Below are 25,003 nucleotides of genomic sequence, written 5' to 3'. Positions count from 1 at the left end.
TGTTCATCCCGTTCGCCCGTGACCTGGTGGCATGGCGGAGTACGGCCGAAATCTACGCCCAACCGGAACTAGCACGCCGATTGGCGGGGCCGTTCGACCCAGCCGAATTCAGCGAGGTGTCCCGCCCCGGACCAGTGGAATGAAGCTGCACCGCGGTGACGAGGTACCGCGACCCAATCCATGGCGCGTCGTCGTACACAGCCTGCATGCCGCGCGAGGTGGGCCGAGCTACTCGCTCAGGCGCCCGGAAACCTCGATCGTGCATGGGTCGATATCACCAGCGACCCTCGGAGCACCGCGAATCCATCCCGTCAGCATCGACTGAAACTCGAGCTGAAGTCGGTGAAGCTCGGCGGCGTCGAATTGGAGCAGTGGCAGTACGAGATCACCGGCGGCGGCCGAATCTGGTACGCGATCGATGACGCCGACCGGATCCTGTACCTGACACTCGCCGGCACCGGGCATCCACGGCAGACCGAACGACGGCGCTGACATCCGCGACAATGGCCGCGCGGTCGGCCACCGCCGGAGCGCGGCGGCCGACCATGCGCAGAGCTGTTACTTCGCGCTCGCCTCGGCGTGATCGTCGGCCGGGCGGGCCTGGGTCTGCTCCTTGGCCCAGCGGTAGTCGGGCTTGCCCGCCGGGGAGCGCTTGATCTCGTCGACGAACCACAGGCTGCGGGGCAGCTTGTACGGCGCGATCTCCTGGGTGAGCATGGGGCGCAGTTCCTCCAGGGTGGGGCGGGCCGCACCGCGGCACTGCACGACGGCGACCACCCGCTGGCCCCAGCGCTCGTCATCGATGCCGACCACGAGCGCGTCGAAGATCTCGGGGTGCGTCTTGAGCGCGCCCTCGACCTCCTCGGGATAGATCTTCTCGCCGCCGCTGTTGATGCTGACCGACCCGCGGCCGAGCATGGTGACCGTGCCGTCCTCCTCGACCCGGGCGAAGTCACCGGGAATGGCGTAGCGAATCCCGTTGAACTCCTTGAACGTCGCCGCGGTCTTCACCTCGTCCTTGTAGTAGCCGAGCGGGATGTGCCCGCGCCGGGCCAGGATGCCGACCGCCCCGGAGCCGGGCTGCACCGGATTGCCGTCCTCGTCGAGCACGTCGGTGGAGGCGTCGATCTTCACGCGGGGGCCTCCGGTGTGCGTCGCGCCCTTGGCCACGATGGAGATACCGCCGAAACCGGTCTCCGAGGAGCCGATCGAATCGGAGATCATCCGGTTGGGCAGCAGTTCGAGGAACTGGTCCTTGAGCGCGGGTGAGAACAGCGCCGCGCTGCTGGCCATCACGTAGAGGCTGGAAAGGTCATAGGGCTGACCGGTTTCCGGGTTCCCCTCGATCAGCGCGTCGAGCATCGGGCGCGCCATCGCGTCACCGGTGATGAAGATCAGGTTGATCTTGTGCTTGTCGACGGCCCGCCACACGCCGTGCCCGGAGAACTCCGGGATCATCACGGCCTTGCCGCCGCCGAACAGGCTGTGGAACGTGGCCCACTGCGCGCCGCCGTGGATCATCGGCGGAATCGGGAACCGCACCATCGCCGGGCTGCCCGCGCCGACCTTGGCCAGTTCCCACTCGTCCTGGACGTATTCGCCGGTGATGAAGTTGATGCCCGCGCCGAGCACGCGCCACACGTCCTCCTGACGCCACATCACGCCCTTGGGCATGCCGGTGGTGCCGCCGGTGTAGACCATGTACAGGTCGTCCGGGGAGCGTTCGCCGAAATCGCGCTCGCCCGAGGACTGCGCGAGCACCGTCTCGTAATCCGCCGAATCCGCTGCGGTGGGAATCGTGCCGGTCGTATCGTCGTCGACGACGATGACGGTGCGCAGCTGCGGGGTCTTCGGCCGGACGGCAGCGACCTTGTCGCTGTAGCGCCGCTCGTGGATCAGCGCGACCATGTCCGAGTTGTCGAAAATGTATTGCAACTCGTTCTCGATGTATCGGAAGTTCACGTTGATCATCACGGCGCGCGCCTTGAAGATCGCGACCATGGCCTCGACGGCCTCGATCGTGTTCCGTGAGTAGATACCCACCTTGTCGCCCGGCTGTACTCCCTGTTCTTGCAGGTAGTGAGCGAGTTTATTGGCCCGCTCCTCCAACTGGGCGTAGGTGACCTCGCGGCCGTCGTCGGCCAGCGCGACGCGGTCGGGCATCAGGTCGACGGCATGTTCGACAAGGTCCGCTATGTTGTAGCTCACAGCCTTAAAAATAGAACGTGTTACTGTTTCTGACAAGGCTCGAAGTCAGGAGAATCAGCGATGCCGCACTGCCTCGTCGAGAAGCGCGACCATGTCCTCATCGTCACCATGAACCGGCCGGAGGCGCGCAACGCGCTGTCCGGGGAGATGATGGCGATCATGAAGGATGCCTGGAACCAGGTGGACGAGGATCCGGACATCCGGGTGGCGATCCTGACCGGCGCGGGCGGCGCGTTCTGCGCGGGCGCCGATCTCAAGGGCATGACCTCCGAGCACCCCGGCGACACCATCGACGGCGGCGGCTGGAATCCGGCCAAGCTGGAGGCGCTGCTCAAGGGCCGCAGGCTGACCAAGCCGCTGATCGCGGCGGTCGAGGGCCCGGCCATCGCGGGCGGCACCGAGATCCTGCAGGGCACCGACATCCGGGTCGCCGGGGAGAGCGCGAAATTCGGCGTCTCCGAAGCGCGGTGGGGATTGTTTCCGCTGGGCGGTTCTGCGGTGCGGCTGGTCCGGCAGATCCCTTACACCGTCGCCGCGGAGATCCTGCTCACCGGCAGGCACGTCACGGCGGCCGAAGCCAAGGAGATCGGCCTGATCGGGCACGTGGTGCCGGACGGCACGGCACTGGACAAAGCGCTGGAGATCGCCGGGCAGATCGCCGCCAACGGACCGCTGGCGGTGCGGGCGATCCTGCGCACCATCCGGGAGACCGAGGCCATGCCCGAGGAGGACGCCTTCCAGATCGACGCCAAGCTCGGGATGTCGGTATTCCGCTCGGCCGACGCCAAGGAGGGCCCGCGGGCGTTCGCGGAAAAGCGCAAGCCCTCTTTCACCGGCAACTGAAGATTCGACGAGAGCCCTACGCCCCCGATGCGCGCACCGAGTCGGTGCGCGCATCGGGGGCGACCCCTCGCCGGGCTCAGTTCGCGCCCGGGTAATCCATCCAGAACGGCTCCCACTGGTGGCCGTCCGGGTCGATGAAGGTGCGGCCGTGCATGCCGACCTGCGCCTCCTGCGCGCGCTTGTCCTCGTTGACCTCTTCGGTCGCGCCCGCGGCGAGCGCGGCGACGGTCAGGCTGTCGACCTCTTCGGCGCTGCCGAGCGCGAGCGCGTACGCGGCGTTGATCGCCGCCGCGGTGTCGGCCACCGGCCGCTTGCTGAAGGTGGTGAAGAAGTCCTTGGTGAGCAGCATCAGGCAGATGTTGTCGTCGACCACGATGCAGGCGGCGTTGTCGTCGGTGAACTCCTGGTTGACCTTCCAGCCCAGCGCTTCGTAGAACGCCTTCGACCGGTTCAGATCGGCGACCGGGAGATTGATGAAGATCATCTTGCTGCTCATGGCCTCTTCCTCTCGAGCAAGTCCGTTGTGTCACCGGATATGACGGTCCGCACCCGGAGAACTCATCGCGCCGGGCCGTGACAGGTCCCACAGGCCGGGCAGGTTTAACGATCTTGATCAGCGCAGCCCTCGAGTTCCAGGACCTGTTTTGTGTCGGTGGCCTGTGGCAGGGTGACTCCCATGAACGACTCGTCCGGCTCCCCTACCGGCCTCGCTCCCGATGTGCTGGCCGCGTTCGAGACCCATCGCCGGGAACTGTGCGCGTATGCCTACCGCATGCTCGGCTCCTCCTTCGAAGCGGAAGACGCCGTGCAGGAGACCTTGACCCGGGCGTGGAAGTCCTATGACTCGTTCGAGGGCCGCGCCAGCCTGCGCTCCTGGCTGTACAAGATCACCACGAACGTCTGCCTGGACATGCTCGACGGCCCGCAGCGCCGGGCCCGGCCGATGGATCTGTCCGGTCCGTCGCGGCCGGATTCGCCGCTGCCCGCGCCCCAGCCGGACTACGTCTGGATCGAGCCCATCCCGAACGCGCTGGCCTTCGGCGCCGATCCGGCCGAGCACGCCAGCGCCAAGGACACGCTGCGCCTGGCCTTCGTCGCCGCCTGCCAGCACCTGCCCGCCACGCAGCGCGCGATCCTGATCATGCGCGAGGTGCTGCGGTTCTCCGCCAACGAGACCGCCGAGGCGCTCACCATGTCACCCGCGTCGGTCAACAGCGCGCTGCAACGGGCGCGCGCCACCATGTCCAAGGTCCAGCCCGCGGCCACCGACACCTATGACGAGACCGACGAAGATCAGCGCAAGCTGGTGGACGATTTCGTCAAGGCGTTCGAGGCCTACGACATGGACACGCTCACCTCACTGCTGAAAGCCGATGTGGCGCTGTCCATGCCGCCGATCGAGCTGTGGGTCTCCGGCCCGCAGAACGTGGCCGCGTTCATGCTCGGGCACGGAAGCGCTTGCCGGGATTCGCGAATGGTCCGCCTGCAGGGCGCCAACGGCTTGCCTGCTTTCGGCCATTACAAGCCGAGCGAGGAGCCGGGCGTGTGGGTGCCGTGGTCGATCACGGTGCTGGAGCTCGACGGCGACACCATCGCCGGGCTGAACTTCTTCCTCGACACCGAAAAACTCTTTCCCCTCTTCGGCCTGGCCCCCGAACTCCGCGAGCCGGTCAACTGAGGGCGAGAACAGATCCCGCAACGCAATTACAGCCGGTCGACCAGGCCGGAACAGCGGGCCGCTGTACCCGGCTCATCTCCCGCAGCCAGGCGAGCGCCCACTGTCCCAGCCCGGTCGGCCGGCTGTGGTCCCACTATGCGTCTCAGGCGTCGAGCGGAGTCGAATGGCGGTAGTCGGTCGACTTCCGGCGACCATTCGACTCTCGATCAGGTCGCCGGAATGTAGCGCTCGCGGAGTTTGCGCTTGTAGAGCTTGCCGTTGGGGTCGCGCGGCAGTTCGGGAAGATAGTCGATCGACTTGGGCATCTTGTATTTCGCCAATTGCGTGGCGGCGAAGGCGAGGAGTTCTTCGGTGAGCGCGTCGCCCGCGGCCGAGCCGTCGGCGGGCTGCACGACCGCCTTCACCTCCTGGCCCCAATCCGGGTGCGGGATGCCGAAAACCGCTACGTCGGCGACCTTCGGGTGCGTGATCAGAACGTTCTCGACTTCCGCCGGGTAGATGTTCACCCCGCCGGACAGGATCAGGTCCGAGCGGCGGTCGTGCAGGTAGAGATAGCCGTCCTCGTCGAGGTGCCCGATGTCGCCGACGGTGAACAGGTCACCGACGCGCGAGTCCTCGGTCTTCGCCTTGTCGTGGTGGTACTCGAAACTCGAAGCGCCCATGCGCATGTAGACCAGGCCGGGCTCACCGACCGGGACTTCGGAGCCGTCTTCCTCGCTGAGCACCTTGATCACCGACCACGGCCACGCCTTGCCGACCGAGCCGGGCTTGCGCAACCAATCGGTGCCGTTGATCACCGTGCCGCCGCCTTCGGTGGCCGCGTAGTACTCGGTGACCGTCGGCCCCCACCACTCGAGCATCTGCCGCTTGGTCTCCTGCGGGCAGGGCGCGGCGCCGTGCACCATGCTGCGCAGCGAGGACACGTCGTACTTGGCGCGCACCTCCTCCGGCAGCGCGAGCAGGCGGTGGAACTGGGTGGGCACCATGTGGCTGTGCGTCACCCGGTGCTTGTCGATCAACCGCAGCATGTCCTCGGCGTCCCAGCGATCCATCAGAACGAGCTTGTGGCCCAACTGGATCGAGATGGTGGCGAAGTTCAGCACCGCTGTGTGGTAGAGCGGCGACCCGCAGATATGCACGTGGTCGTCGTAGGGCGCGAGTTCGAACAGGCCGAAGAACGCGGTGGTGTGCGGCGGAACCACATCGGGGTCGGCTCCCGTCAGCGGCCGCCGGACACCCTTGGGCCGTCCGGTGGTTCCCGAGGTGTACAGCATCGGCGCGCCCGTGCTGCGGTCGGACGGGCGACCGGTGTCCGCGGCGCCGAGCCAGGCCACCGACTTGAAACCCTCGATCTCGCCCACCGCGAAGCGCGCCGTCGCGGGCAGTCCCGCTTCGTCGGCGGCGGCCTTCGCGGTGGCGGCGAAACGATCGCTGGCGATGAACGCCTTGGCCTCGCTGTCACCCAGGATGTAGGCGACCTCCGGACCGGTGAGATGCCAGTTGACCGCCACGATGTACAACCCGGACTGGTAGGCCGCGAAATAGGCCGCGATCGCCTCCACGCAGTTGTGCACCATGCTCACCAGCACGTCACCGGTTTTCAGGCCGAGCCCGCGCAGGCCGGTGGCGTACCGATTGGCGAGCGTGGCCAATTCGCGATACGTCACCTCCCGGCCCCAGGGATCGACCATCGCGATCCGATCGGGTTCGGCTTCGGCGATGTTCCACAGACCGAGAATTCTCACTGACTCCTGCGTCGTCACAGCATTGAATCTAGAACGCGTTCTACTGTTCGACAAGGGGTGCGAGCCGATGCAATTGCGCGACATCGGGAACCGACACCAGCATCATCGTGACGCCCGCGGCCTCCCAGACCCGCAGTTGCTTGCGGACATGCTCCTCGTCGCCGATGATCGCGGTGTCCAGGATCAGCTCGTCCGGCACCATCGCCGCCGCCTCGGCCTTCTTGCCCGACTGGAACAACCGGCCGATCTCGTCGACCTCACGGTCGTACCCCATCCGCCGGTACACCTGGGCGTGGAAGTTCAGCTCGGGCGCGCCCATGCCGCCGATGTAGAGCGCCATGATCCAGCGCATCCGCTCCAGCTCGCTCGCCGGGTCGTCGGTGATCACCACCTGGCAACTCGCGGCGATCTCGAAATCGTCCCTGCTGCGCCGCGCGCCGGCCCGCGCGAACCCCTCGTCGAGCCAGTCGTCGTACATCCCGGCCAGCCGTGGCGCGTAATAGATTGCCAGCCAGCCGTCGGCGATCTCCGCGGTGAGCGCGACGTTCTTCGGCCCCTCCGCACCCAGCCAGATCGGCAAATCCGCACGTAGCGGATGCACGATCGGCTTCAGCGGCTTACCGAGGCCGATCGACCCCGGCCCGGTGTAGGGCAGTGGATAGTGCGGGCCGTCGTTGGTGACCGGCGCCTGGCGCGCCAGCACCTGGCGCACGATCCCGACGTACTCGCGGGTGCGCTGCAAGGGCTTGGCGAACGGCTGGCCGTACCAGCCTTCGACCACCTGCGGACCCGAGACGCCCAAGCCGAGCACGGCGCGCCCGCCGCTGAGATGGTCGAGGGTGAGCGCGTGCATGGCGGTCGCGGCGGGCGTGCGCGCCGACATCTGCACCACCGACGTACCGAGACGGACCCGCCGCGTGGACGAGCCCCACCAGGTGAGCGGGCCGAAAGCGTCCGACCCCCAGGATTCGGCGGCGAACACGGCATCGAATCCGGCTTCCTCGGCCGCCACCACCAGCTCCCCCGCGTTGGCGGGCGGCTGGGCCATCCAATACCCGAGTTGCAATCCGAACTTCACGCCGGACCCCTTTCGATCAACTGCTTGCCACCAGAGTTAGAACCTGTTCTACTCGATATCGTGACTCAGGGGAATACTGCATCCACGGCAATCGCTGGTGGTAGCGGCACGGCATTGAACACAGCCGCCGTGCCCGATGTACTCAGCGCGCCCCTACGGATGCGTTTCGATTACACCCGCTCCGTCGGACCCATCATCGGAACTTTTCTGAACCGGTTGCGCGACCGCGAGATCGTCGGCGCGCGCGGCTCGGACGGCCGGGTGATCGTGCCGCCACCGGAATACGACCCGATCACCGCCGAACCGCTGACCGAATTCGTCGACGTCGCCGCCACCGGCACCGTCGAATCGTGGACCTGGGTGCGCGAGCCGCTGCCCGGCCAGCCGTTCGACCGCCCGTTCGCCTGGGCGCTGATCCGGCTGGACGGCGCGGACACCACCCTGCTGCACGCGGTCGACGTCGCCGCGCCGGAGGACATCAGCACCGGCTTGCGGGTGACCGCGCGGTGGGCCGAGCAGACCGAGGGCAGCATTCGCGACATCGTCTGCTTCGAGCCGGGCGAGAAGTCCGCCGAGCCGGTGGAATCCGCGACCGCCGACCCGGTCACGGTGATCACCACGCCGGTCGACATGTCCTACAAGCACACCGCGTCCCCGCAGGAGACCGTCTACCTGCGCGGACTCGCCGAGGGCAAACTGATCGGCGCGCGCACGGACGCCGCGGGCAAGGTGTACTTCCCGCCGCGCGGCGCGAACCCGACCGACGGCAGGCCGACCGACGAGTTCATCGAGCTGTCCGACCGCGGCACGGTGACCACCTTCTGCATCGTCAACGTGCCGTTCCTCGGGCAGCGGATCAAGCCGCCGTACGTCGCGGCGTACGTGCTGCTCGACGGCGCCGACATTCCGGTGCTGCACCTGGTGCTCGGCTGCGACGCGAGCGAGGTGCGCATGGGCATGCGGGTGGAGGCGGTGTGGAAGCCGCGCGAGGAGTGGGGCTACGGCCTGGAGAACGTGGACCATTTCCGCCCCACCGGTGAGCCCGACGCCGACTACGAGACCTACAAGCATCACCTCTGAGAGAGGCGCACGTTGACTGACAACGCCACCGACATCGCGGTCGTGGGGTTCGCCCACGCGCCGCACGTGCCGGAGACCTTCGGCACCACCAACGGTGTCGAGATGCTGGTGCCCTGCTTCCAGCAGCTCTACGACCGACTCGGCATCACCAAGGCCGATATCGATTTCTGGTGCTCGGGCTCCTCCGATTACCTTGCCGGACGCGCGTTCTCGTTCATCTCGGCGATCGACGCCATCGGCGCGGTGCCGCCGATCAACGAGTCGCACGTGGAGATGGACGCGGCATGGGCGCTGTACGAGGCGTGGGTGAAACTGCGCTCGGGGCAGGCCACGACAGCGCTGGTCTACGGCTTCGGCAAGTCCTCCGCGGGCACGCTGCGCCAGCTGCTCACCATGCAATTGGACCCGTACCTGGTCGCGCCGCTGTGGCCGGACGCGTGGTCCATCGCGGGCTTGCAGGCGCGCGCCGGTCTGGACGCGGGCCGCTGGACCGAGCGGGACATGGCGGCCGTGGCCGCCGGTGACGGCGACGTGGACAGCCTGCTCGACCAGCCCTATGTCGCCGATCCGCTGCGCGCGCACGATATCGCGCCGGTCACCGACGGCGCGGCCGCCATCGTGCTCGCCGTGGGCGACCGCGCCCGCGAACTGTGCGAGCGTCCGGCCTGGATCACCGGCATGGCGCACCGGGTCGACACTCCGGTGCTCGGCGCCCGTGACCTGACGGTATCGCCCTCCACGGCCGCCGCCGCCCAGGCGGTCACCGGCGGGGACGTCAGCGGTTTCGACGTCGCCGAGCTGCACGCCCCGTTCAGTCACCAGCAGTTGATCCTCGCCGAGGCGATCGGGCTGAAGAACGGCACGAAGGTGAATCCGTCCGGGGGCGCGCTCGCGGCCAACCCGATGTTCGCCGCGGGCCTCGAGCGCATCGGCTTCGCGGCCGAGGCGATCATCGCGGGCTCGGCGAATCGAGCGCTGGCCCATGCCACCAGCGGCCCCGCCCTGCAGCAGAACCTTGTGACCGTTTTGGAGACCCGATGACCTTGCCAGCGGCGGTGCTCGGCACCGGACAAACCCATCACGTGACGAAACGGACCGATGTGTCCATGGCGGGCATGTGCCGTGAGGCGATCGATCGCGCGCTCGCCGACGCCGGTCTCACCATCGCCGACATCGACGCGGTCGTGGTCGGCAAGGCGCCCGACCTGTTCGAGGGCGTCATGATGCCCGAGTTGTTCATGGCCGACGCCTTGGGCGCCACAGGAAAGCCGCTGCTGCGCGTGCACACCGCGGGATCGGTGGGCGGCTCCACCGGCATCGTGGCGACCAACCTGGTGCAGGCGGGCGTGCACAAGCGCGTACTCGCGGTGGCCTGGGAAAAGCAGTCGGAGTCCAACGCCATGTGGGCACTGTCGATTCCGGTGCCGTTCACCATGCCGGTCGGCGCGGGCGCGGGCGGGTACTTCGCGCCGCACGTGCGCTCCTATATCCGGCGCTCCAACGCACCGGGCCACATCGGCGCCATGGTCGCGGTGAAGGATCGCCGCAACGGCGCCAAGAACCCGCTGGCCCACCTGCGGCAGCCCGATATCACGCTGGAATCGGTGCTGGCCTCCCAAATGCTGTGGGACCCGATTCGCTTCGACGAGACCTGCCCCTCCTCCGACGGCGCGTGCGCGATCGTTCTCGGCGACGCGGACGCGGCGGCCGAGGTGGAGGCCACCGGCCGGAAGGTCGCCTGGGTGCACGCCACCGCGATGCGCACCGAGCCGACCACCTACGCCGGGCGCGACCAGGTCAACCCGCAGGCGGGCCGGGACGCGGCCGCGGCGCTGTGGGAGGCGGCGGGCATCACCAATCCGCTCGAGGAGATCGACGTGGCCGAGATCTACGTCCCGTTCTCCTGGTTCGAACCGATGTGGCTGGAGAACCTCGGTTTCGTGCCGCAGGGTGACGGCTGGAAGCTCACCGACAAGGGCGAGACCGAGATCGGCGGCACCCTCCCGGTCAACCCGTCCGGTGGCGTGCTGTCGTCCAATCCGATCGGCGCGTCCGGGCTGATCCGGTTCGCCGAGGCCGCCAAACAAGTCATGCAGCGGGCCGGGGACTATCAGGTCGAGGGCGCGCGCAAAGCGCTCGGCCACGCGTACGGCGGCGGTTCGCAATACTTCTCGATGTGGGTTGTCGGATCGGAGCGGCGGTGACCGCGCTGCAGTTCACCGTCGGCATCGCGCTGAGTCCACTGGACCAGCTGCCCGAGCTGGCCAAGACCGCCGAGGAGTGCGGCTACGCCTCCATCGCGCTGCCGGACTCGCTGTTCTACATGAAGTCGGCGTCGGCGAAGTACCCCTACACCGCCGACGGCAGCCGGTTCTGGGGACCGGACACGCCGTGGGTCGACCCGCTCATCGGCGCGACCGCGATGGCGGCCGTCACCAGCCGCATCCGCTTCTACACCAACGTGCTCAAGCTGGGCTCGCGCAATCCGCTGCTGCTGGCCCGGCAGGTCGGCTCGGTGGCCAACCTGTCCGGCAACCGCTTCGGGTTCGGTGTCGGAATCGGCTGGGCGCCAGAGGAATTCGAGTGGTGCGGCGTGCCGTTCGCCCGCCGCGGCGCTCGGGTGGACGAGATGATCGAAGTGATCAAACTGGTGCTGGCCGGCGGCATGGTCGAGTACCACGGCGAGTTCTTCGACTTCGAGCCGTTGCAGATCAGCCCGGCGCCGAGCGCGCCGGTGCCGTTCTACATCGGCGGGCACACCGACGCGGCGCTGCGCCGCGCCGCACGGGTGGGCGACGGCTGGACCTCGGCCATGATGACCTACGACGAACTGCGGCGCACCATCGGCAAGCTCGACACCCTGCGCGCCGAGTTCGGCCGGGCCGACGAGCCGTTCGAGATCCAGGCGGTGTGCGTCGACCGGTTCGGCCGGTCCGGCTATCAGGACCTCGCCGACGCGGGCGTCACCGACGCGATCGTGGTGCCCTGGCTGGCCGACGGCATCGGGTTCGACGGCGAGCTGTCCGCCAAACAGGACTCACTGCGCAAGTTCGCGCAGCAGTACATAGCCGAACCAGTTCTCGCCGCGCGGTGAGGAAAACCCGCTGGCCGAGGGAGGCCGTATGACCACCACCACCGAGCATCCGGCCAGGGTCGCCGGCCTGGCATCGCAGGCCGCCGTGCAGGCGCGGGACAAGCAGGCCTGGGTCGCGCTGTTCGCCGCGGACGGCATCGTGGAGGACCCCATCGGCCCGTCCGGCTTCGATCCGGAGGGCAAGGGTCATCGCGGCACGGAGGCCATCGCCGCGTTCTGGGACAAGGCGATCGCGAAGACCGACCTGATCGAGTTCCTGTTCGGCGACTCCTTCGCGTGCGGCAACGAGGTCGCCTTCACCGGCACCATCCGCAGCACCATCGGCGGTCACCGGATCGACGCCGACGGCGTGTTCACCTACCGTGTGGACGACGCGGGCAAGATCACCGCGCTGCGCGCGTTCTGGGAGGTCGATCGCGCCATGAAGACCGCGCGACCGGTCGACTGAGCGGGCCTACGAAAAGGGGCTCTCGCACCGCGGTGCGAGAGCCCTTTCGTGTCTCAGTGTGCGACCGGGCAGGTCTTGTAGTCGACCGGGAACTCCTTGATCCCGTTGAGCCAGCCCGAACGCAGGCGCTTCGCGTCGGCGATCTTCGTGATGTCGGGCAGATGGTCGGCGATGGCGTTGAAAATCAGGTCGATCTCCAGCCGGGCCAGGTTCGCCCCGATGCAGAAGTGCGCGCCGGTGCCGCCGAAGGCCAGGTGCGGGTTGTCCTTGCGCATGATGTCGAACTTCTCCGGGTGGTCGAAGACCTCCTCGTCGAAGTTGGCCGAGCGGTACAGCATGACCACCCGATCGCCCTTCTTGATCCGCACACCGCCGAGCTCGGTGTCCTCCAGCGCGGTCCTCTGGAACGAGGTGACCGGCGTGGCCCACCGGATGATCTCGTCGGCGGCCGTGGCGGGGCGTTCCTTCTTGAACAGCTCCCACTGGTCCGGATTCTCCAGGAACGCCATCATGCCGTGCGAGATGGCGTTGCGGGTGGTCTCGTTGCCCGCGACGGCGAGCATGATCACGAAGAAGCCGAACTCCTCCTCGCTGAGCTTGTCACCGTCGACGTCGGCCTCGATCAGCGTGGTCACGATGTCGTCGGCCGGGCACTGTTTGCGGGAGGCCGCCATCTGATAGGCGTAACCCAGGATCTCGGCGGAGGCCGCGACCGGGTCGGCGGTGCTCTCCGGGTCGTCGTAGCCGGTCATGTCGTTGGACCAGGTGAAGACCTTCATCCGGTCCTCCTGCGGGACGCCGATCAGCTCGGCGATGGCCTGCAGCGGCAGTTCGCAGGCGATCTGGGTGACGAAGTCCCCGGAGCCGGCTTCGGCCGCCGCCTTCACGATCGATTCGGCACGGGCGGACAGCTCCGCGCGCAGGCCGTTGATGGCGCGGGGGGTGAACCCGCGGGAGATGATCTTGCGCAGCTTGGTGTGCTCGGGCGCGTCCATGTTGAGCAGGACGATCCGCTGCAGCTCGATCTGCTCGCGGGCGATGTCGTCGTTGAATCGCGGGATGGCGGTGTTCTCGTAGCTGGAGAACACGTCGCTGCGCCGCGAGACCTCCTTGACGTCGACGTGCTTGCTGACCACCCAGAAGCCGTCGTCGTGGAAGCCGCTGACGTCGGGCGACTGCGGATTCCACCAGATCGGCGCGGTCCGGCGCAGTTCGGCGAACTCCTCGACCGGAACACGCTCGGCGTAGATGTCCGGGTCCGTGACGTCGAACCCGTCCGGAAGATTCGGCCGGGCATTCCGAGTGTCTACCACCAGATGTCTCCTTCGACAAACTGAAACACGTTCTATAATCATTGAAGCACAGGCGCGAGTATGAGGAAAGAAACCGGACAGATCCGCCCCCGACAAGTGCTATGAACGCGTTTCAGTTTTCTGTCCCTTAACGAGAGGTTGGACATGGGCACACCCGTGATCGTCGAGGCCGCACGAACCCCGATCGGCAAGCGCGGCGGCTGGCTGGCGGGCCTGCACGCGGCTGAACTGCTCGGCGCGGCCCAGCGCGGACTGCTCGAGCGCGCACACCTGGACCCCGCACAGGTCGAACAGGTCATCGGCGGCTGCGTCACACAGGCGGGCGAGCAGTCCAACAACGTCACCCGGGTCGCGTGGCTGCACGCCGGCCTGCCGTGGCAGGTCGGCGCCACCACGATCGACACCCAGTGCGGCTCGGCCCAGCAGGCCAACCATCTGATCGCAGGGCTGATCGCGGCCGACGCCATCGAGATCGGCATGGCTTGCGGCGTGGAGGCGATGAGCCGGGTTCCCCTCGGCGCCAACGTGGGTGAGCACGCCGGGCCGCGCAGGCCCGCGTCGTGGAACATCGACCTGCCCAACCAGTTCGAGGCGGCCGAGCGAATCGCCAAGCGGCGCGGCATCACTCGCGCGGACGTGGACGCGTTCGGCGCGCGCTCGCAGCGCTTGGCGGGACAGGCGTGGGCGGAGGGCCGATTCGATCGCGAAGTGCTCACCGTCACCGCGCCCGCGGTCGACAAAGAGGGCAATCTCACCGGCGAGAAGCTCGACGTGTCACGCGACCAGGGCCTGCGCGAGACCACCGTGGAGGGCCTGGCGAAGTTGAAGCCCGTACTGGAAGGCGGCGTGCACACCGCGGGGTCGTCCTCGCAGATCTCCGACGGCGCGGCCGCGGTGCTGCTGATGGACGAAAAGGCCGCTCAGCGGGCCGGTTTGCGGCCGCGGGCGCGGATCGTCACCCAGGCGGTGGTCGGCGCCGAGCCCGAGTTCCACCTCGACGGCCCGGTGCAGGCGTGCAGCAGGCTGCTGGAGCGGTCCGGCATGAGCATCGGGGACATCGACCTGTTCGAGATCAACGAGGCGTTCGCCTCGGTCGCGCTCTCCTGGGCCTCCATCCATCAGCCGGACATGGACCGGGTCAATGTCAACGGCGGCGCCATCGCCCTCGGGCATCCGGTCGGCTCCACCGGATCGCGCCTCATCACAACGGCTTTGCACGAACTCGAGCGCTCCGATCGCTCCACCGCAATGGTTCTCATGTGCGCCGGTGGCGCACTGGCGACAGGAACCATCATCGAACGTTTGTGACTTCAACCATTCCGTACGCGTTGGTTGAACGTTCATCCCCCAGGGGCACAAACGTGTCGTACGCCACACAAACTCATGTACCGTCGAGTCCATGAGACGTCAGCTATCTTGGGGCTATCAAGATCCCTTGCGCCGAGACCGCAGCGACGGGCCAGAACCGGTTCGTACTGCGGCTTCTCGAGAGGCCTTGGCGTGACCCGCAAACGCGACCGTCCCAGTGCCTTCGCCGCCATCCGACCTAGAAGCTTCAAGGAAATCCGGAATCAGGCGTAGGTTTTCAGTTACTGAGCCGCTAATATCAATGATACGTATCCGAGATAACGACTGTTAGTACAGCGAAGGGAATTGGGCGGCTCACAATGGCTGATTTCGCGGCGCGGCTGAACAAGCTGTTCGAAACCGTGCATCCCCCGGGGCGTAAGCCGCACACCAACGCGGAGGTTGCGGCGGCGCTGACGGCCTCCGGACATCCGATCTCGAAACCGTACCTGTCGCAGTTGCGGTCGGGACAACGGACGAACCCGTCGGATGAGACGGTGGCCGCCCTGGCGAAGTTCTTCAAGGTCAAGCCGGACTACTTCTTCAACGACATCTATGCCGCCAAGATCGATCACGATCTGGAGCTGCTGTCCCAGCTGCAGGGCTACGGACTGCGGCGGCCGTCGAGTAGAGCGTTCGACTTGTCCGAAGAATCACAGAACCTGCTCACGTCCATGGCGGAGAAGTTGCGGGCCAGCGAAGGCTTGCCCGAAATTCCTCCGGACGGTACCGAATAGGTTCTACCGCACGGCAGCACAGTGCGACCCACCGGGTCGCACTGTGCTGTGTTATGCACGTGCAAATGTGCGCGCAGCACACTACCGGCGCGTGTGCGTGCCCCGATAATTACGGGCGCGCACACGCGCCGGTCTTCGTTGTGGTGCGGATCACTCGCCCGCATAACCGCTTTCAGTTCGATAGAGCGGTCTACGTTCAGACCACACGAGACAGCCGATCCAACCGGTCTGTCCGATAAGTCCGATCAGTCCCGCTATTGCGTCGGATTGATCGTATTCGCGCGAAGCTGCTCAATTTCGCGCGGGGTCCCCACCTCAGTGGCCCGATAGGCCTGTGCGATGGCCGGAACCGATCCCCGAGGACTAATGCCTTCGGGCGGAGCAATCCACCGTGAACATCCCCGTGGGATCGCGCGCCCACCGCGCGACCCGATCGGCCCGGTCCGGCACCGAGGTGGGCGGCTGTGCGAGTTCCGGCAGTACGAGTCCCTTGCCTGACCACAGACACAACCCATCGATGCTGCGCGACCCGGTCGGAAGCTTAGGACTGCGTGCAGAATCCAGATTGTTCGCGCGCCACTACTTCGGGGAAGCGACCGATCGTGACCTGGTGCAGCGGGGCAGCGGGACCTGTGCGCGCACCTGACGTTTCACCACGGTCCACACCGCAGGCGATGACCAGGCTCGTGAACTCCCGACGGGCCACGCTCGAGTCGCCCTCGGCGACGGCGAACGCCGATAGTGGATTTCCAGGCGAATCGCGTGGCGTGCGCCGGATCTGGCCCGCGGCCAGAAGCATTCCCGCCGTGTAGAGCACGATGTCGCGGCCGATCGCGGTCCAGTCCACATCGCGCAGACCGGTGACGACGAAAGCGCATCCCACGGCCCCGAACAGCCGCCCTGAAGGCGCGCGGCCAGGTCAGCGTGACCGCGACCGCGAACAGACATGCGACGATGGCGGCCCATGCCGTGGTCGCGAACTCGACCAGCACGCGCCCCACCCACGCGCCGGCAGCCAACCAGACCGGCAGAGCCGACACGGCGGAACCGGCGCCGCGCACGATGGCAGAGCTGGTTCCCAACGCGGTGAAGCTCGTCTCGTGCGACGCAGATCCGACTGCGACGGCGCGAACAGGCGAACCAGAACCGAGTTCCAGCCCGCGACCGGCCGAACCGGAACCGAGCACGACCCCAGCCCCAGCCGAACCGGAACCGAGCACGACCCCAGCCCCAGCCGAACCAGAACCGAGCACGACCCCAGCCCCAGCCGAACCGGAACCGAGCACGACCCCAGCCCCAGCCGAACCAGAGCCGAGCACCATCGAGCGATCAGCCGAACCGGAGCTGGGGACCACATCCGATCCGGACGAACCGGCATCGGAGCTCGCAGCCGCCAAATTCTTTGTGGTCGAACATGTTTCGGCGGTCGCACAGGCCGGGGCCGCGCTGATCTTCGAGTGCTGCCCCGACATGGTCAGCGGGTGCCGGGGATCGCCACTGTCGTAGGGCGGCGGAGCGGGGTCTGCGCGCGAGGGGCGGGGAGGTTGCGCGGCGGCGGAGGCCCAACTCGTCACTGTCGAGGAGGGCGAACCGCGCACCCCAACGCGGCCGAGCAGCGCCGAGCGCGCGACAGCGCGGGCTGCCGCCGGCACTTGGAATGCGCGACCTCCCGCCATGCGCCGAGCCTTCCCCTCATCAGTCGAAGCGCAGTTCTGTGCCCGGTCGCCACTCTCACACGGGACTTTCCCAACAGGTGGGTGCCCATACTAAACCCCGGTCGGGGAATGCGCCCCAGAACGGGCGAGGCGAATCAGGCGCCGTAGACCGGCTCCGGCGGAGCGGCCTTGGCGATCAGATCGGCGACCACGGGTCCGAGTTCGGCCGGATCCCAGCGCGCGCCGCGATCGACGGCCACCCCGTGCCGCCACCCGTCGGCCAGCGCCACCTTGCCGCCCTCGACCTCGAACACCCGCCCCGTCACCGCCGCCGATTGCGGGCTGCCCAGCCACACCACCAGCGGAGAAACGTTCTCCGGGGCCATCGCGTCGAAGCCGTTCTCCGGTTTGGCCATCATGTCCGCGAACACCGTCTCGGTCATCCTGGTGCGCGCGGACGGGGCGATCGCGTTCACCGTCACGCCGTAGCGGGCGAACTCGGCGGCGGCGGTCAGCGTCAGCCCCGCGATGCCCGCCTTGGCCGCGCCGTAATTGCCCTGGCCGACGCTGCCCTGCAGACCGGCGCCGGAGCTGGTGTTGATGATCCGGCCGTCGACCGGGCGGCCCGCTTTGGCTTCCGCACGCCAGTATTCGATCGCGTGCCGCATGGTGGCGAAGTGGCCCTTCAAGTGCACGCGGACCACCGCGTCCCACTCGTCCTCGCTGAGGTTGACCAGCATCCGGTCGCGCACGAAACCGGCGTTGTTGACCAGCACGTCCAGCCTGCCGAAGGTGTCGACGGCCTGGCGGACGAGGTTGCGGGCGCCTGCCCAGTCGGCGACGTCGTCGCCGTTGGCCACGGCCTGGCCGCCGAGCGCCTCGATCTCCGCGACCACCTGCGCGGCAGGCGTTTCCGCGGTGGCCGCGCCGTCGAGCGTCGAACCGATGTCGTTGACCACCACGCGGGCGCCCGCCGCGGCGAAGGCTCGGGCGTGCGCCCGGCCGATGCCCCGGCCGGCGCCGGTCACGATGACGACGCGTCCGGCGCAGATCTGCTCGGTGTCCATACTGTGTCCCTTTCCGATACGAGCGGTGGCCTCCGTGGTCACGCTCCGCTGCCACCCCGGGCGCGACCGCTCATGCCCGGTGTGCCCTTCTGACCTGAGCGGTGGTCTCCATGGTCACGCTCCGCTGCGGTCCCCGGGCGCGACCGCTCATGCCCGGCGTCCCTTCCGACCTGACCCATGACCTCCGTGGTCACGCTCCACGGCCGCCTTCGGGTCTGATCGCTCTTGCCCGGCGTCCCCATTCGATACGAGCGCGGCTCTCCATGGTCACCTCTCCGCCGCGCCGAACCGCTCATGCCTTGTGCTTCTCCCCGTCCGGTGTGTTCAGGACGGCTGGTCGGCGGTGGAGGCGGCGAGGAAGGCGGGCCGCTCACCACCGCCGTGCACCAGCAGCGTCGCGCCGCTTACGTAGGCGGCCAGCGGCGAGGCCAGGAACACCGCACAGCGGCCGACATCCTCGGGGCGGGCCATGCGGCCCAGCGGAATGGTCCGGCCCACCGCGTCGACGCCGTCTTGGTCGCCGTAGTGCAGTCGGCTCAACTCGGTGTCCACCGGGCCGACCACCAGCGAGTTGACCCGCACTTTCGGCGCCCACTCGACGGCGAGCGAGCCGGTGAGACTGTCCATCCCCGCCTTGGCCGCGCCGTAGGCCGCGGTCCCCGGCGACGGGCGGTGCCCGCTGACGCTGGAGACGTTCACGATCGAGCCGCCCTCGTCCTGCCGCTGCATCACCGCGTTGGCGGCCTGCGCCAGCAGTAGCGGAGCGAGCAGGTTCAGCTCGACGATCTTGGCGTGGAAGTTCTTGCTCGCGTCGGCGGCGAGCGCGAAAGGAGCGCCGCCCGCGTTGTTGACCAGATGGTCGAGACGGCCGTGACGCTCGGTGATCGTGTCGATCAGCGCGCGCACCGCGTTCTCGTCCCGGACGTCGCAGGGCAGGTAGTCGATCGCGCGTCCGTCGACTTCGACCGGCGCGTCGGCGGGTCGCCGCGCGCACGCCACGACGGTCGCGCCCGCGGCGAGGAACGCCTTGCTCACGCCCGCGCCGACGCCGCGAACGCCGCCCGTCACCAGAACGACGCGCCCGGCCAGATCGATTTCGAGTGCCACCGTGCTAACCTACCAAGCAACTGCTTGCTTTGCCAATGCGTTCACACAGGACGGGACTTGCCATGGGGATCAACCGCCACTCCGAATCGACCGGCATCAGCGTGGTCACGGTGGACTATCCGCCGGTCAACGCCATCCCTACCGACGGCTGGTTCGCCATCGCCGACGAAGTGCGCGCGGCGGGCCGCGATCCCGACACCAAGGTGGTGGTGCTACGCGCGGAGAACCGCGGGTTCAACGCGGGCGTGGACATCAAGGAGATCCAGAGCAAGCCCGGCCACCAGGCGCTGATCGACGCCAACCACGGCTGCTTCGAGGCGTTCGCTGCGGTGTACGAGTGCCAGGTGCCGGTGATCGCCGTGGTGCAGGGCTTCTGCCTGGGCGGCGGTATCGGGTTGGTGGGCAACGCGGACGTCGTGATTGCCTCCGACGACGCCACCTTCGGGCTGCCCGAGGTCGACCGCGGTGCGCTCGGCGCGGCGACGCACCTCGCACGGCTGGTACCCCAGCACCTGATGCGCGCGCTGTTCTATACCGCGAGCACCATCACCGCACAGCAGTTGCACCACTACGGCTCGGTCTACCAGGTGGTGCCGCGCGCCGAGCTGGACGCCGCCGCCTTGGAGCTGGCCAAGAACATCGCGGCCAAGGACGGCCGGGTGATCCGGGCGGCCAAGCGGGCCTTGAACGGCATCGACGTGCAGGACGTGCACCGCAGCTACCGGTACGAGCAGGGCTTCACCTTCGAACTCAACCTCGCCGGCGTCGCCGACGAGATCCGCGCCCGGTTCGACGACGACCTCGCGGCGCGCAAAAGCGGGCAGTGAGACGCGGCGCGAACGACGGGCCCGGAGCACGCGAGACCACGCAGGGCCCCGAAAGCGCCGTCAACAGGAGAGGAATACCCATGCGAGACAAGCGGATGTCGCTCGACGAGGTCGTCGGCGAGCTGCGCAGCGGGATGACCATCGGCATCGGCGGCTGGGGGTCGCGGCGCAAGCCGATGGCGCTGGTGCGGGCCATCCTGCGTTCGGACATCACAGACCTGACCGTCGTCAGCTACGGCGGACCCGACCTCGGACTGCTGTGCTCGGCGGGCAAGGTGCGCAAGGCGTACTACGGCTTCGTTTCGCTGGATTCGGCGCCGTTCTACGACCCGTGGTTCGCCCACGCGCGTACCTCGGGCGCACTGACGGCCCGCGAGATGGACGAGGGAATGCTCAAATGCGGGCTGGAAGCGGCCGCGGCGCGACTGCCTTTCCTGCCGATCCGCGCCGGTCTCGGCTCCGACGTGCCGAACTTCTGGGAAGGCGAGCTGAAGACGATCGAATCGCCCTACCCCGTCGACGGCGCGCCCGAGACGCTGATCGCCATGCCCGCCCTGAATCTCGACGCGGCGCTGGTGCACCTGAACCTCGGCGACGCGCACGGCAACGCCGCCTACACCGGCGTCGACCCGTACTTCGATGACCTGTTCTGCCTGGCGGCGCAGCGCCGCTACGTCTCCGTCGAGCGGGTGGTGGAGACCGACCAGCTGGTGAAAACCGTTCCCCTGCAGGCACTATTGCTCAACCGCATGATGGTGGACGGCGTGGTCGAGGCCCCCAACGGCGCGCACTTCACCCTGGCCGGCGACGACTACGGCCGCGACGAGAAGTTCCAGAAGCATTACGTGGCAGCGGCGAAGACGCCGCAGATGTGGCAGCAGTTCGTCGACACCTACCTGGCCGGCTCCGAGGAGCAGTACCAGGCCGCCGTCCGCCGATTCGCCGAGGAGGCGCGATGACCAGCACCGAAACGATCACCCGCGCCGAGATCTGCGCGGTCGCCTGCGCGGAGATCTTCAGCGGCGCGGGCGAGATCATGGCCAGCCCGATGTCGCCGATGTCGATCATCGGCGCGCGCCTGGCCAAGCTCACCACCGAGCCGGACCTGCTGCTGTCCGACGGCGAGGCGCTGCTGCTCGCCGAGACTCCCCCACTGGGTGGCAAAGCGCCGATCGAAGGCTGGATTCCGTTCCGGAAGGTCTTCGACGTGGTGGCCTCCGGGCGGCGGCACGTGGTGATGGGGGCAAATCAGATCGACCGGTTCGGCAACCAGAACCTCTCGGCGTTCGGCCCGTTGCAGCAGCCGACCCGGCAGATGTTCGGTGTGCGTGGCGCGCCGGGCAACACGATCAACCACGCCACCAGCTACTGGGTCGCGCGGCACACGAAGCGCGTGTTCACCGACGGTGTCGACATCGTCTCCGGGGTGGGATACGACAAAGTGGACTCCGCGAACCCCGCCTACCGCTTCCACCACCTGCATCGCGTGGTGACCAACCTGGGCGTCTTCGACTTCGAAGGCCCGGGCCACACCATGCGCGCCCGTAGTCTGCATCCCGGCGTCACCGCCGAGGAGGTCGCCGAGAACACGTCGTTCGAGATCGCCGGTCTCGCCGAGGCGGGTGCGACGCGGCAGCCCACCCCCGAGGAGCTGCGGCTGATCCGGGAGGTGCTCGATCCCAAGAAGATTCGCGAAACCGAGGTCCCGTCATGAGCCCGCGCCTGCGCACCGCGCTGACCGATCTGGTCGGCATCGAACACCCGATCGTGCAAACCGGTATGGGTTGGGTCGCGGGCCCGAGCTTGGTGTCGGCCACCGCCGAGGCGGGCGGCCTCGGCATTCTCGCTTCGGCCACGATGACTTTCGCGGAACTGGAAGCGGCCATCGCGAAAACCAAAGCGCACACCGCGAAACCTTTCGGCGTGAACATCCGCGCCGACGCCGCCGATGCCCCGGAGCGGATCGATCTGCTGATCCGGGAGAAGGTGGCGGTCGCGTCGTTCGCGCTCGCGCCGAGGCAGGACCTGATCGCCAAGTTGAAAGACGCCGGCGTAGTGGTGATCCCGTCCATCGGCGCGGCCAAGCACGCGGTCAAAGTCGCGTCCTGGGGCGCGGACGCGGTGATCGTGCAGGGCGGCGAGGGCGGCGGGCACACCGGCCCGGTGGCCACGACCCTGCTGCTGCCCTCCGTGCTGGACGCGGTGGACATTCCCGTGGTCGCGGCGGGCGGGTTCTTCGACGGGCGTGGCCTGGCCGCCGCCCTGGCCTACGGCGCGGCGGGCGTCGCGATGGGCACCCGGTTCCTGCTCACCCAGGAGAGCACCGTTCCCGACGCCGTCAAGCAGGAGTACCTGCGGCGGCAGCTGCAGGACACGGTGGTGTCGCTCAAGGTCGACGGCATGCCGCACCGTGTGCTGAACACCGAACTGGTGCAGCGGCTGGAGCATTCGGGCCGCTGGCGCGGCCTCGCCGCCGCGGTCGGCAACGCCGCCCGGTTCAAGAGCATGACGGGCATGAAGTGGTCCACCATGGTCCGCGACGGCCTCGCCATGCGAAAAGCCAAAGATCTCAGCTGGTCCCAGGTCGTGATGGCCGCGAACACGCCGATGCTGCTGCGCGCCGGACTGGTCGAGGGCAACACCGAGGCGGGCGTGCTCGCCGCGGGACAGGTCACGGGCATCATCGACGACCTGCCCACGTGCAGGGAGCTGATCGAGCGGATCGTCACCGACGCGGTGGCGCGGATCGAGACGATCGCGGCGCTTACCGGGCAGAAGTCGTCGGCGGCCGCGGGAGCGGACTGAGCAGCGACAGGAGCGACTGAACGGCGACGGGAGCGACTGGGCAGCGACGGGAAGCGACTGAGGGATGGCGGCCGCGATAGGCGGCCGCCGTCAACCCCATCGGCATCGTATCGGCATCGCAGCGGCATCGACGGCATCAGCGGCACCGCGGCACCGGCGGCATCGGCTGCATCTGCGGCACCGGCAGCACCCGCAGCACCCGCAGCACCCGCAGCACCCGCAGCATCGGGAAGTGCTACACCGGGCGGTAGCCCCGGACGCCCCCGCCGGTCACGGCGCGTTCTCGGGCCGAGCCTGGTTGCCCGGACTTCGTCGGCTTACGCTGGGCTGATAACGACATACCGGGTTCGCCTGGTATCCGCCGCCGTCGCGCGCCGGGCTCGTCCGCAGGACCGAGACAGGCGAATCGTTGGACTCGACCACTGTCCCTCGACCCGAGCGGAGGCCGCGATGCCCGCGAAGACCGAGATCTCGGTGCGTAGTACCGCTTTCAACCATGGCGATCCGATCCCGACCGTCTACACCTGCAACGGCAGGAACCAGCCACCGCCCCTGACCTGGACCGCCCCACCCACAGCCACCAACTTCGCACTCATCGTGGACGACCCCGACGCTCCCAGCGGCCTGTTCACCCACTGGGTCGTCAGCAATATCCCGCCGACCACCACCTCCACCGAGGAGGGGCAAACACCGGCGGGCGGAGTGGTCAGCCTGAACAGCGCCAACCGAGCCGAATACTTCGGCCCGTGCCCACCAGCCGGTACCGGCGTCCACCACTACCGGTTCATCGTGTACGCGCTCTCGGACACCGTGCCCGTGAACGCGGAGACCCCCGCGAACGACGCGAGATCCGCGATCGTCGCTGCGAGCCTCGGAGACGGACAACTGATCGGCACCTGTACCGCCGACTAGCGCGAGCCCTGATTCCCGGCCATACCTACCGTCGTGCTCATTGCGCACCCGGATATCCGCCGGGATCCCCGATTACGCCGAGATGACCGGACGTTCAGAAGGTCGCTTCGTCGGCCAGGCGTTGCAGGTAGGCGGCGAATCGGCGGCGGTCGGGTTCGTCCCAGGTGGCGGTGAGGTGGTCGAAGCAGCGGCGCTGCCAGTCACGGGATGCGGTGAGAAGTTGGTGACCGGCATCGGTGAGGCGGAGGACCACCCGGCGGCGGTCGTGTGCGGACTCGGCGCGGGCGAGGTAGCCCGCCGCAACGGCGTCGCGGACCATGCGGCTGGCTCCCGAGTGGTCGAGGCCGAGTTGCGTGGCGACGGTGGTGACGGTCGCCTCCTCGGCGGTGTGCAGCGCGGCCGCGACCGCTTCGATGACTTGGACGTACTGGACTTGGCGCTGATCGCCAGCCGATTCCGCCGGTACGCCGGTCAGCGCCTGGTTGACCCAGCGGCGTGACCAGAAGCGGACCAGTCGGAACAGTGCGGGTCCGCCGTCCGCCTCCGGTATGTCGGCGCTGGAGCGGTTCACGGCCAGTCAACCTACCAGGACTCGGCTGATCGCACGGCTCGACAATATGTGCGATGCGCATATATATTTGCATGCGTATCGCACGCATATTGAGTGGAGACAGCGGTGCCCATCGTCCTGAATCACACGATCGTGCCTGCGGCAGACAAAGAGGCGGCGGCGAACTTCTTCGCCGAGTTGTTCGGTCTGGAGGTCGCCGCGCCAGCCGGGCCGTTCACGCCGGTGCAGGTCAACGACGACCTGACCTTCGACTTCGACGAACGCGGACAGGTCGAACCGGGCCACTACGCGTTCCTGGTCGACGATGGCATTTTCGACGCGGTGTTGCGGCGCCTGACCGACTGGGCCGATGTCGACTATGGGTCCGGCCCGGAAAACGGCTGGGACCGGCAGATCAATCACCTCGGCGGAGGACGAGGCGTCTACGTCCGCGACCCCAACGGACACAGTTACGAGTTGTTCACCGCTGCGCCGTGAACGCACTCCCG

25 protein-coding genes are annotated in these 25,003 nt (G+C 67.9%); 16 read left to right on the top strand and 9 right to left on the bottom strand.

Annotation, left to right across the window (positions count from 1 at the left end):
• The first annotated feature begins 342 nt into the window (after positions 1 to 342).
• Positions 343 to 492: a hypothetical protein gene (locus ON27_RS44260; protein WP_218002952.1), complete on the top strand. Its 150-nt coding sequence runs from the start codon at positions 343 to 345 to the stop codon at positions 490 to 492.
• A gap of 66 nt (positions 493 to 558) precedes the next feature.
• Here the strand turns inward: ON27_RS44260 and ON27_RS02850 are convergent, their stop codons facing one another.
• Positions 559 to 2,208, bottom strand: coding sequence for an acyl-CoA synthetase (locus ON27_RS02850; protein ID WP_043718849.1), 1,650 nt, complete (start codon positions 2,206 to 2,208; stop codon positions 559 to 561).
• 60 nt (positions 2,209 to 2,268) lie between these two features.
• Here ON27_RS02850 and ON27_RS02845 point away from each other — a divergent pair, with 60 nt between their 5' ends.
• Entirely contained in the window at positions 2,269 to 3,051 is a 783-nt protein-coding gene (locus ON27_RS02845; protein ID WP_043718846.1) for a crotonase/enoyl-CoA hydratase family protein, read from the top strand.
• A 76-nt stretch (positions 3,052 to 3,127) separates the two neighbouring features.
• On the opposite strand, the gene ON27_RS02840 is transcribed toward ON27_RS02845, so the two are convergent.
• Positions 3,128 to 3,547 carry a VOC family protein gene (locus ON27_RS02840; protein ID WP_043718843.1) on the bottom strand — a complete coding sequence of 140 codons (420 nt, stop codon included), beginning with the start codon at positions 3,545 to 3,547 and terminating at the stop codon, positions 3,128 to 3,130.
• Between the two features lie 180 nt (positions 3,548 to 3,727).
• Here ON27_RS02840 and ON27_RS02835 point away from each other — a divergent pair, with 180 nt between their 5' ends.
• Entirely contained in the window at positions 3,728 to 4,729 is a 1,002-nt protein-coding gene (locus ON27_RS02835; RefSeq protein ID WP_043718840.1) for a sigma-70 family RNA polymerase sigma factor, read from the top strand.
• 206 nt (positions 4,730 to 4,935) lie between these two features.
• Here the strand turns inward: ON27_RS02835 and ON27_RS02830 are convergent, their stop codons facing one another.
• Positions 4,936 to 6,474: an acyl-CoA synthetase gene (locus ON27_RS02830; RefSeq protein ID WP_245559761.1), complete on the bottom strand. Its 1,539-nt coding sequence runs from the start codon at positions 6,472 to 6,474 to the stop codon at positions 4,936 to 4,938.
• Between the two features lie 40 nt (positions 6,475 to 6,514).
• Complete coding sequence (locus ON27_RS02825; RefSeq protein ID WP_043718835.1) at positions 6,515 to 7,552, bottom strand: LLM class F420-dependent oxidoreductase; 1,038 nt, start codon at positions 7,550 to 7,552, stop codon at positions 6,515 to 6,517.
• Positions 7,553 to 7,711: 159 nt separating this feature from the next.
• Between ON27_RS02825 and ON27_RS02820 the strand changes: the two genes are divergently transcribed.
• From ON27_RS02820 to ON27_RS02800, 5 genes are read left to right on the top strand one after another with little or no spacing between them, the layout of a single operon-like run.
• Complete coding sequence (locus ON27_RS02820) at positions 7,712 to 8,632, top strand: Zn-ribbon domain-containing OB-fold protein (RefSeq protein WP_051046155.1); 921 nt, start codon at positions 7,712 to 7,714, stop codon at positions 8,630 to 8,632.
• Between the two features lie 12 nt (positions 8,633 to 8,644).
• Positions 8,645 to 9,673, top strand: coding sequence for a thiolase family protein (locus tag ON27_RS02815; protein WP_043718829.1), 1,029 nt, complete (start codon positions 8,645 to 8,647; stop codon positions 9,671 to 9,673).
• A complete protein-coding gene (locus ON27_RS02810) occupies positions 9,670 to 10,836 on the top strand; it encodes a thiolase family protein (protein WP_043718822.1) in 1,167 nt (388 codons plus the stop codon). Before ON27_RS02815 ends, ON27_RS02810 begins: the two co-directional genes overlap by 4 nt.
• 5 nt (positions 10,837 to 10,841) lie before the next feature.
• On the top strand, positions 10,842 to 11,726 hold the full coding sequence (locus ON27_RS02805; RefSeq protein ID WP_043718876.1) for a TIGR03619 family F420-dependent LLM class oxidoreductase: 885 nt from the start codon (positions 10,842 to 10,844) through the stop codon (positions 11,724 to 11,726).
• 28 nt (positions 11,727 to 11,754) lie between these two features.
• Positions 11,755 to 12,174, top strand: coding sequence for a nuclear transport factor 2 family protein (locus ON27_RS02800; RefSeq protein WP_043718821.1), 420 nt, complete (start codon positions 11,755 to 11,757; stop codon positions 12,172 to 12,174).
• 53 nt (positions 12,175 to 12,227) lie between these two features.
• Here ON27_RS02800 and ON27_RS02795 read toward each other — a convergent pair whose 3' ends face one another.
• Positions 12,228 to 13,529: a cytochrome P450 gene (locus ON27_RS02795; RefSeq protein WP_051046154.1), complete on the bottom strand. Its 1,302-nt coding sequence runs from the start codon at positions 13,527 to 13,529 to the stop codon at positions 12,228 to 12,230.
• 102 nt (positions 13,530 to 13,631) lie between these two features.
• Between ON27_RS02795 and ON27_RS02790 the strand changes: the two genes are divergently transcribed.
• Both ON27_RS02790 and ON27_RS02785 read left to right on the top strand, forming a co-directional pair.
• Positions 13,632 to 14,795 (top strand): steroid 3-ketoacyl-CoA thiolase, encoded by a 1,164-nt coding sequence (locus ON27_RS02790; protein WP_043718819.1) that lies wholly within the window; start codon positions 13,632 to 13,634, stop codon positions 14,793 to 14,795.
• A 359-nt stretch (positions 14,796 to 15,154) separates the two neighbouring features.
• A complete protein-coding gene (locus tag ON27_RS02785; protein WP_043718813.1) occupies positions 15,155 to 15,571 on the top strand; it encodes a helix-turn-helix domain-containing protein in 417 nt (138 codons plus the stop codon).
• A 541-nt stretch (positions 15,572 to 16,112) separates the two neighbouring features.
• Here ON27_RS02785 and ON27_RS42655 read toward each other — a convergent pair.
• The 3 genes from ON27_RS42655 to ON27_RS02770 form a co-directional block, all read right to left on the bottom strand.
• Complete coding sequence (locus ON27_RS42655; protein ID WP_051046153.1) at positions 16,113 to 16,454, bottom strand: hypothetical protein; 342 nt, start codon at positions 16,452 to 16,454, stop codon at positions 16,113 to 16,115.
• 927 nt (positions 16,455 to 17,381) lie between these two features.
• Complete coding sequence (locus ON27_RS02775; protein ID WP_043718811.1) at positions 17,382 to 18,293, bottom strand: SDR family oxidoreductase; 912 nt, start codon at positions 18,291 to 18,293, stop codon at positions 17,382 to 17,384.
• A 324-nt stretch (positions 18,294 to 18,617) separates the two neighbouring features.
• Positions 18,618 to 19,400, bottom strand: a complete 783-nt coding sequence (locus ON27_RS02770) for an SDR family oxidoreductase (protein WP_043718809.1) — start codon at positions 19,398 to 19,400, stop codon at positions 18,618 to 18,620.
• Between the two features lie 62 nt (positions 19,401 to 19,462).
• Here ON27_RS02770 and ON27_RS02765 point away from each other — a divergent pair, with 62 nt between their 5' ends.
• The 5 genes from ON27_RS02765 (at position 19,463) to ON27_RS02745 (ending at position 23,944) form a co-directional block, all read left to right on the top strand.
• Positions 19,463 to 20,227, top strand: a complete 765-nt coding sequence (locus ON27_RS02765; RefSeq protein WP_039794869.1) for an enoyl-CoA hydratase family protein — start codon at positions 19,463 to 19,465, stop codon at positions 20,225 to 20,227.
• Positions 20,228 to 20,307: 80 nt separating this feature from the next.
• Complete coding sequence (locus ON27_RS02760; protein ID WP_218002951.1) at positions 20,308 to 21,186, top strand: CoA transferase subunit A; 879 nt, start codon at positions 20,308 to 20,310, stop codon at positions 21,184 to 21,186.
• Positions 21,183 to 21,941, top strand: a complete 759-nt coding sequence (locus tag ON27_RS02755; RefSeq protein WP_043718807.1) for a CoA-transferase subunit beta — start codon at positions 21,183 to 21,185, stop codon at positions 21,939 to 21,941. Before ON27_RS02760 ends, ON27_RS02755 begins: the two co-directional genes overlap by 4 nt.
• Positions 21,938 to 23,032, top strand: a complete 1,095-nt coding sequence (locus ON27_RS02750) for an NAD(P)H-dependent flavin oxidoreductase (RefSeq protein WP_043718800.1) — start codon at positions 21,938 to 21,940, stop codon at positions 23,030 to 23,032. Before ON27_RS02755 ends, ON27_RS02750 begins: the two co-directional genes overlap by 4 nt.
• A 450-nt stretch (positions 23,033 to 23,482) precedes the next feature.
• Positions 23,483 to 23,944 carry a YbhB/YbcL family Raf kinase inhibitor-like protein gene (locus tag ON27_RS02745; RefSeq protein ID WP_051046151.1) on the top strand — a complete coding sequence of 154 codons (462 nt, stop codon included), beginning with the start codon at positions 23,483 to 23,485 and terminating at the stop codon, positions 23,942 to 23,944.
• Between the two features lie 94 nt (positions 23,945 to 24,038).
• Here ON27_RS02745 and ON27_RS02740 read toward each other — a convergent pair whose 3' ends face one another.
• On the bottom strand, positions 24,039 to 24,515 hold the full coding sequence (locus tag ON27_RS02740; RefSeq protein ID WP_083887346.1) for a MarR family winged helix-turn-helix transcriptional regulator: 477 nt from the start codon (positions 24,513 to 24,515) through the stop codon (positions 24,039 to 24,041).
• Positions 24,516 to 24,620: 105 nt separating this feature from the next.
• On the opposite strand from ON27_RS02740, the gene ON27_RS02735 reads away from it, so the two are divergent.
• Positions 24,621 to 24,992: a VOC family protein gene (locus ON27_RS02735; RefSeq protein WP_043718866.1), complete on the top strand. Its 372-nt coding sequence runs from the start codon at positions 24,621 to 24,623 to the stop codon at positions 24,990 to 24,992.
• Positions 24,993 to 25,003 lie beyond the last annotated feature (11 nt).

This window comes from Nocardia asiatica NBRC 100129, from assembly GCF_000308415.1.
Taxonomy (GTDB): Bacteria; Actinomycetota; Actinomycetes; order Mycobacteriales; family Mycobacteriaceae; genus Nocardia; species Nocardia asiatica.
The sequence above is the reverse complement of the archived record's forward strand: the minus strand, read 5'-3'. Positions and strand labels throughout refer to the sequence as shown.

Bases quoted from the DNA above. Each gene is read 5' to 3' on its own strand.
- ON27_RS02835 (WP_043718840.1), top strand. From the start codon at position 3,728: ATGAACGACTCGTCCGGCTCCCCTACCGGCCTCGCTCCCGATGTGCTG.
- ON27_RS02845 (WP_043718846.1), top strand. From the start codon at position 2,269: ATGCCGCACTGCCTCGTCGAGAAGCGCGACCATGTCCTCATCGTCACC.
- ON27_RS02745 (WP_051046151.1), top strand. From the start codon at position 23,483: ATGCCCGCGAAGACCGAGATCTCGGTGCGTAGTACCGCTTTCAACCAT.
- ON27_RS02775 (WP_043718811.1), bottom strand. From the start codon at position 18,293: ATGGACACCGAGCAGATCTGCGCCGGACGCGTCGTCATCGTGACCGGC.
- ON27_RS02755 (WP_043718807.1), top strand. From the start codon at position 21,183: ATGACCAGCACCGAAACGATCACCCGCGCCGAGATCTGCGCGGTCGCC.
- ON27_RS02810 (WP_043718822.1), top strand. From the start codon at position 9,670: ATGACCTTGCCAGCGGCGGTGCTCGGCACCGGACAAACCCATCACGTG.
- ON27_RS02795 (WP_051046154.1), bottom strand. From the start codon at position 13,529: ATGATTATAGAACGTGTTTCAGTTTGTCGAAGGAGACATCTGGTGGTA.
- ON27_RS02750 (WP_043718800.1), top strand. From the start codon at position 21,938: ATGAGCCCGCGCCTGCGCACCGCGCTGACCGATCTGGTCGGCATCGAA.
- ON27_RS02800 (WP_043718821.1), top strand. From the start codon at position 11,755: ATGACCACCACCACCGAGCATCCGGCCAGGGTCGCCGGCCTGGCATCG.
- ON27_RS02820 (WP_051046155.1), top strand. From the start codon at position 7,712: ATGCGTTTCGATTACACCCGCTCCGTCGGACCCATCATCGGAACTTTT.
- ON27_RS02790 (WP_043718819.1), top strand. From the start codon at position 13,632: ATGGGCACACCCGTGATCGTCGAGGCCGCACGAACCCCGATCGGCAAG.
- ON27_RS02760 (WP_218002951.1), top strand. From the start codon at position 20,308: ATGCGAGACAAGCGGATGTCGCTCGACGAGGTCGTCGGCGAGCTGCGC.
- ON27_RS02765 (WP_039794869.1), top strand. From the start codon at position 19,463: ATGGGGATCAACCGCCACTCCGAATCGACCGGCATCAGCGTGGTCACG.
- ON27_RS02840 (WP_043718843.1), bottom strand. From the start codon at position 3,547: ATGAGCAGCAAGATGATCTTCATCAATCTCCCGGTCGCCGATCTGAAC.
- ON27_RS02785 (WP_043718813.1), top strand. From the start codon at position 15,155: ATGGCTGATTTCGCGGCGCGGCTGAACAAGCTGTTCGAAACCGTGCAT.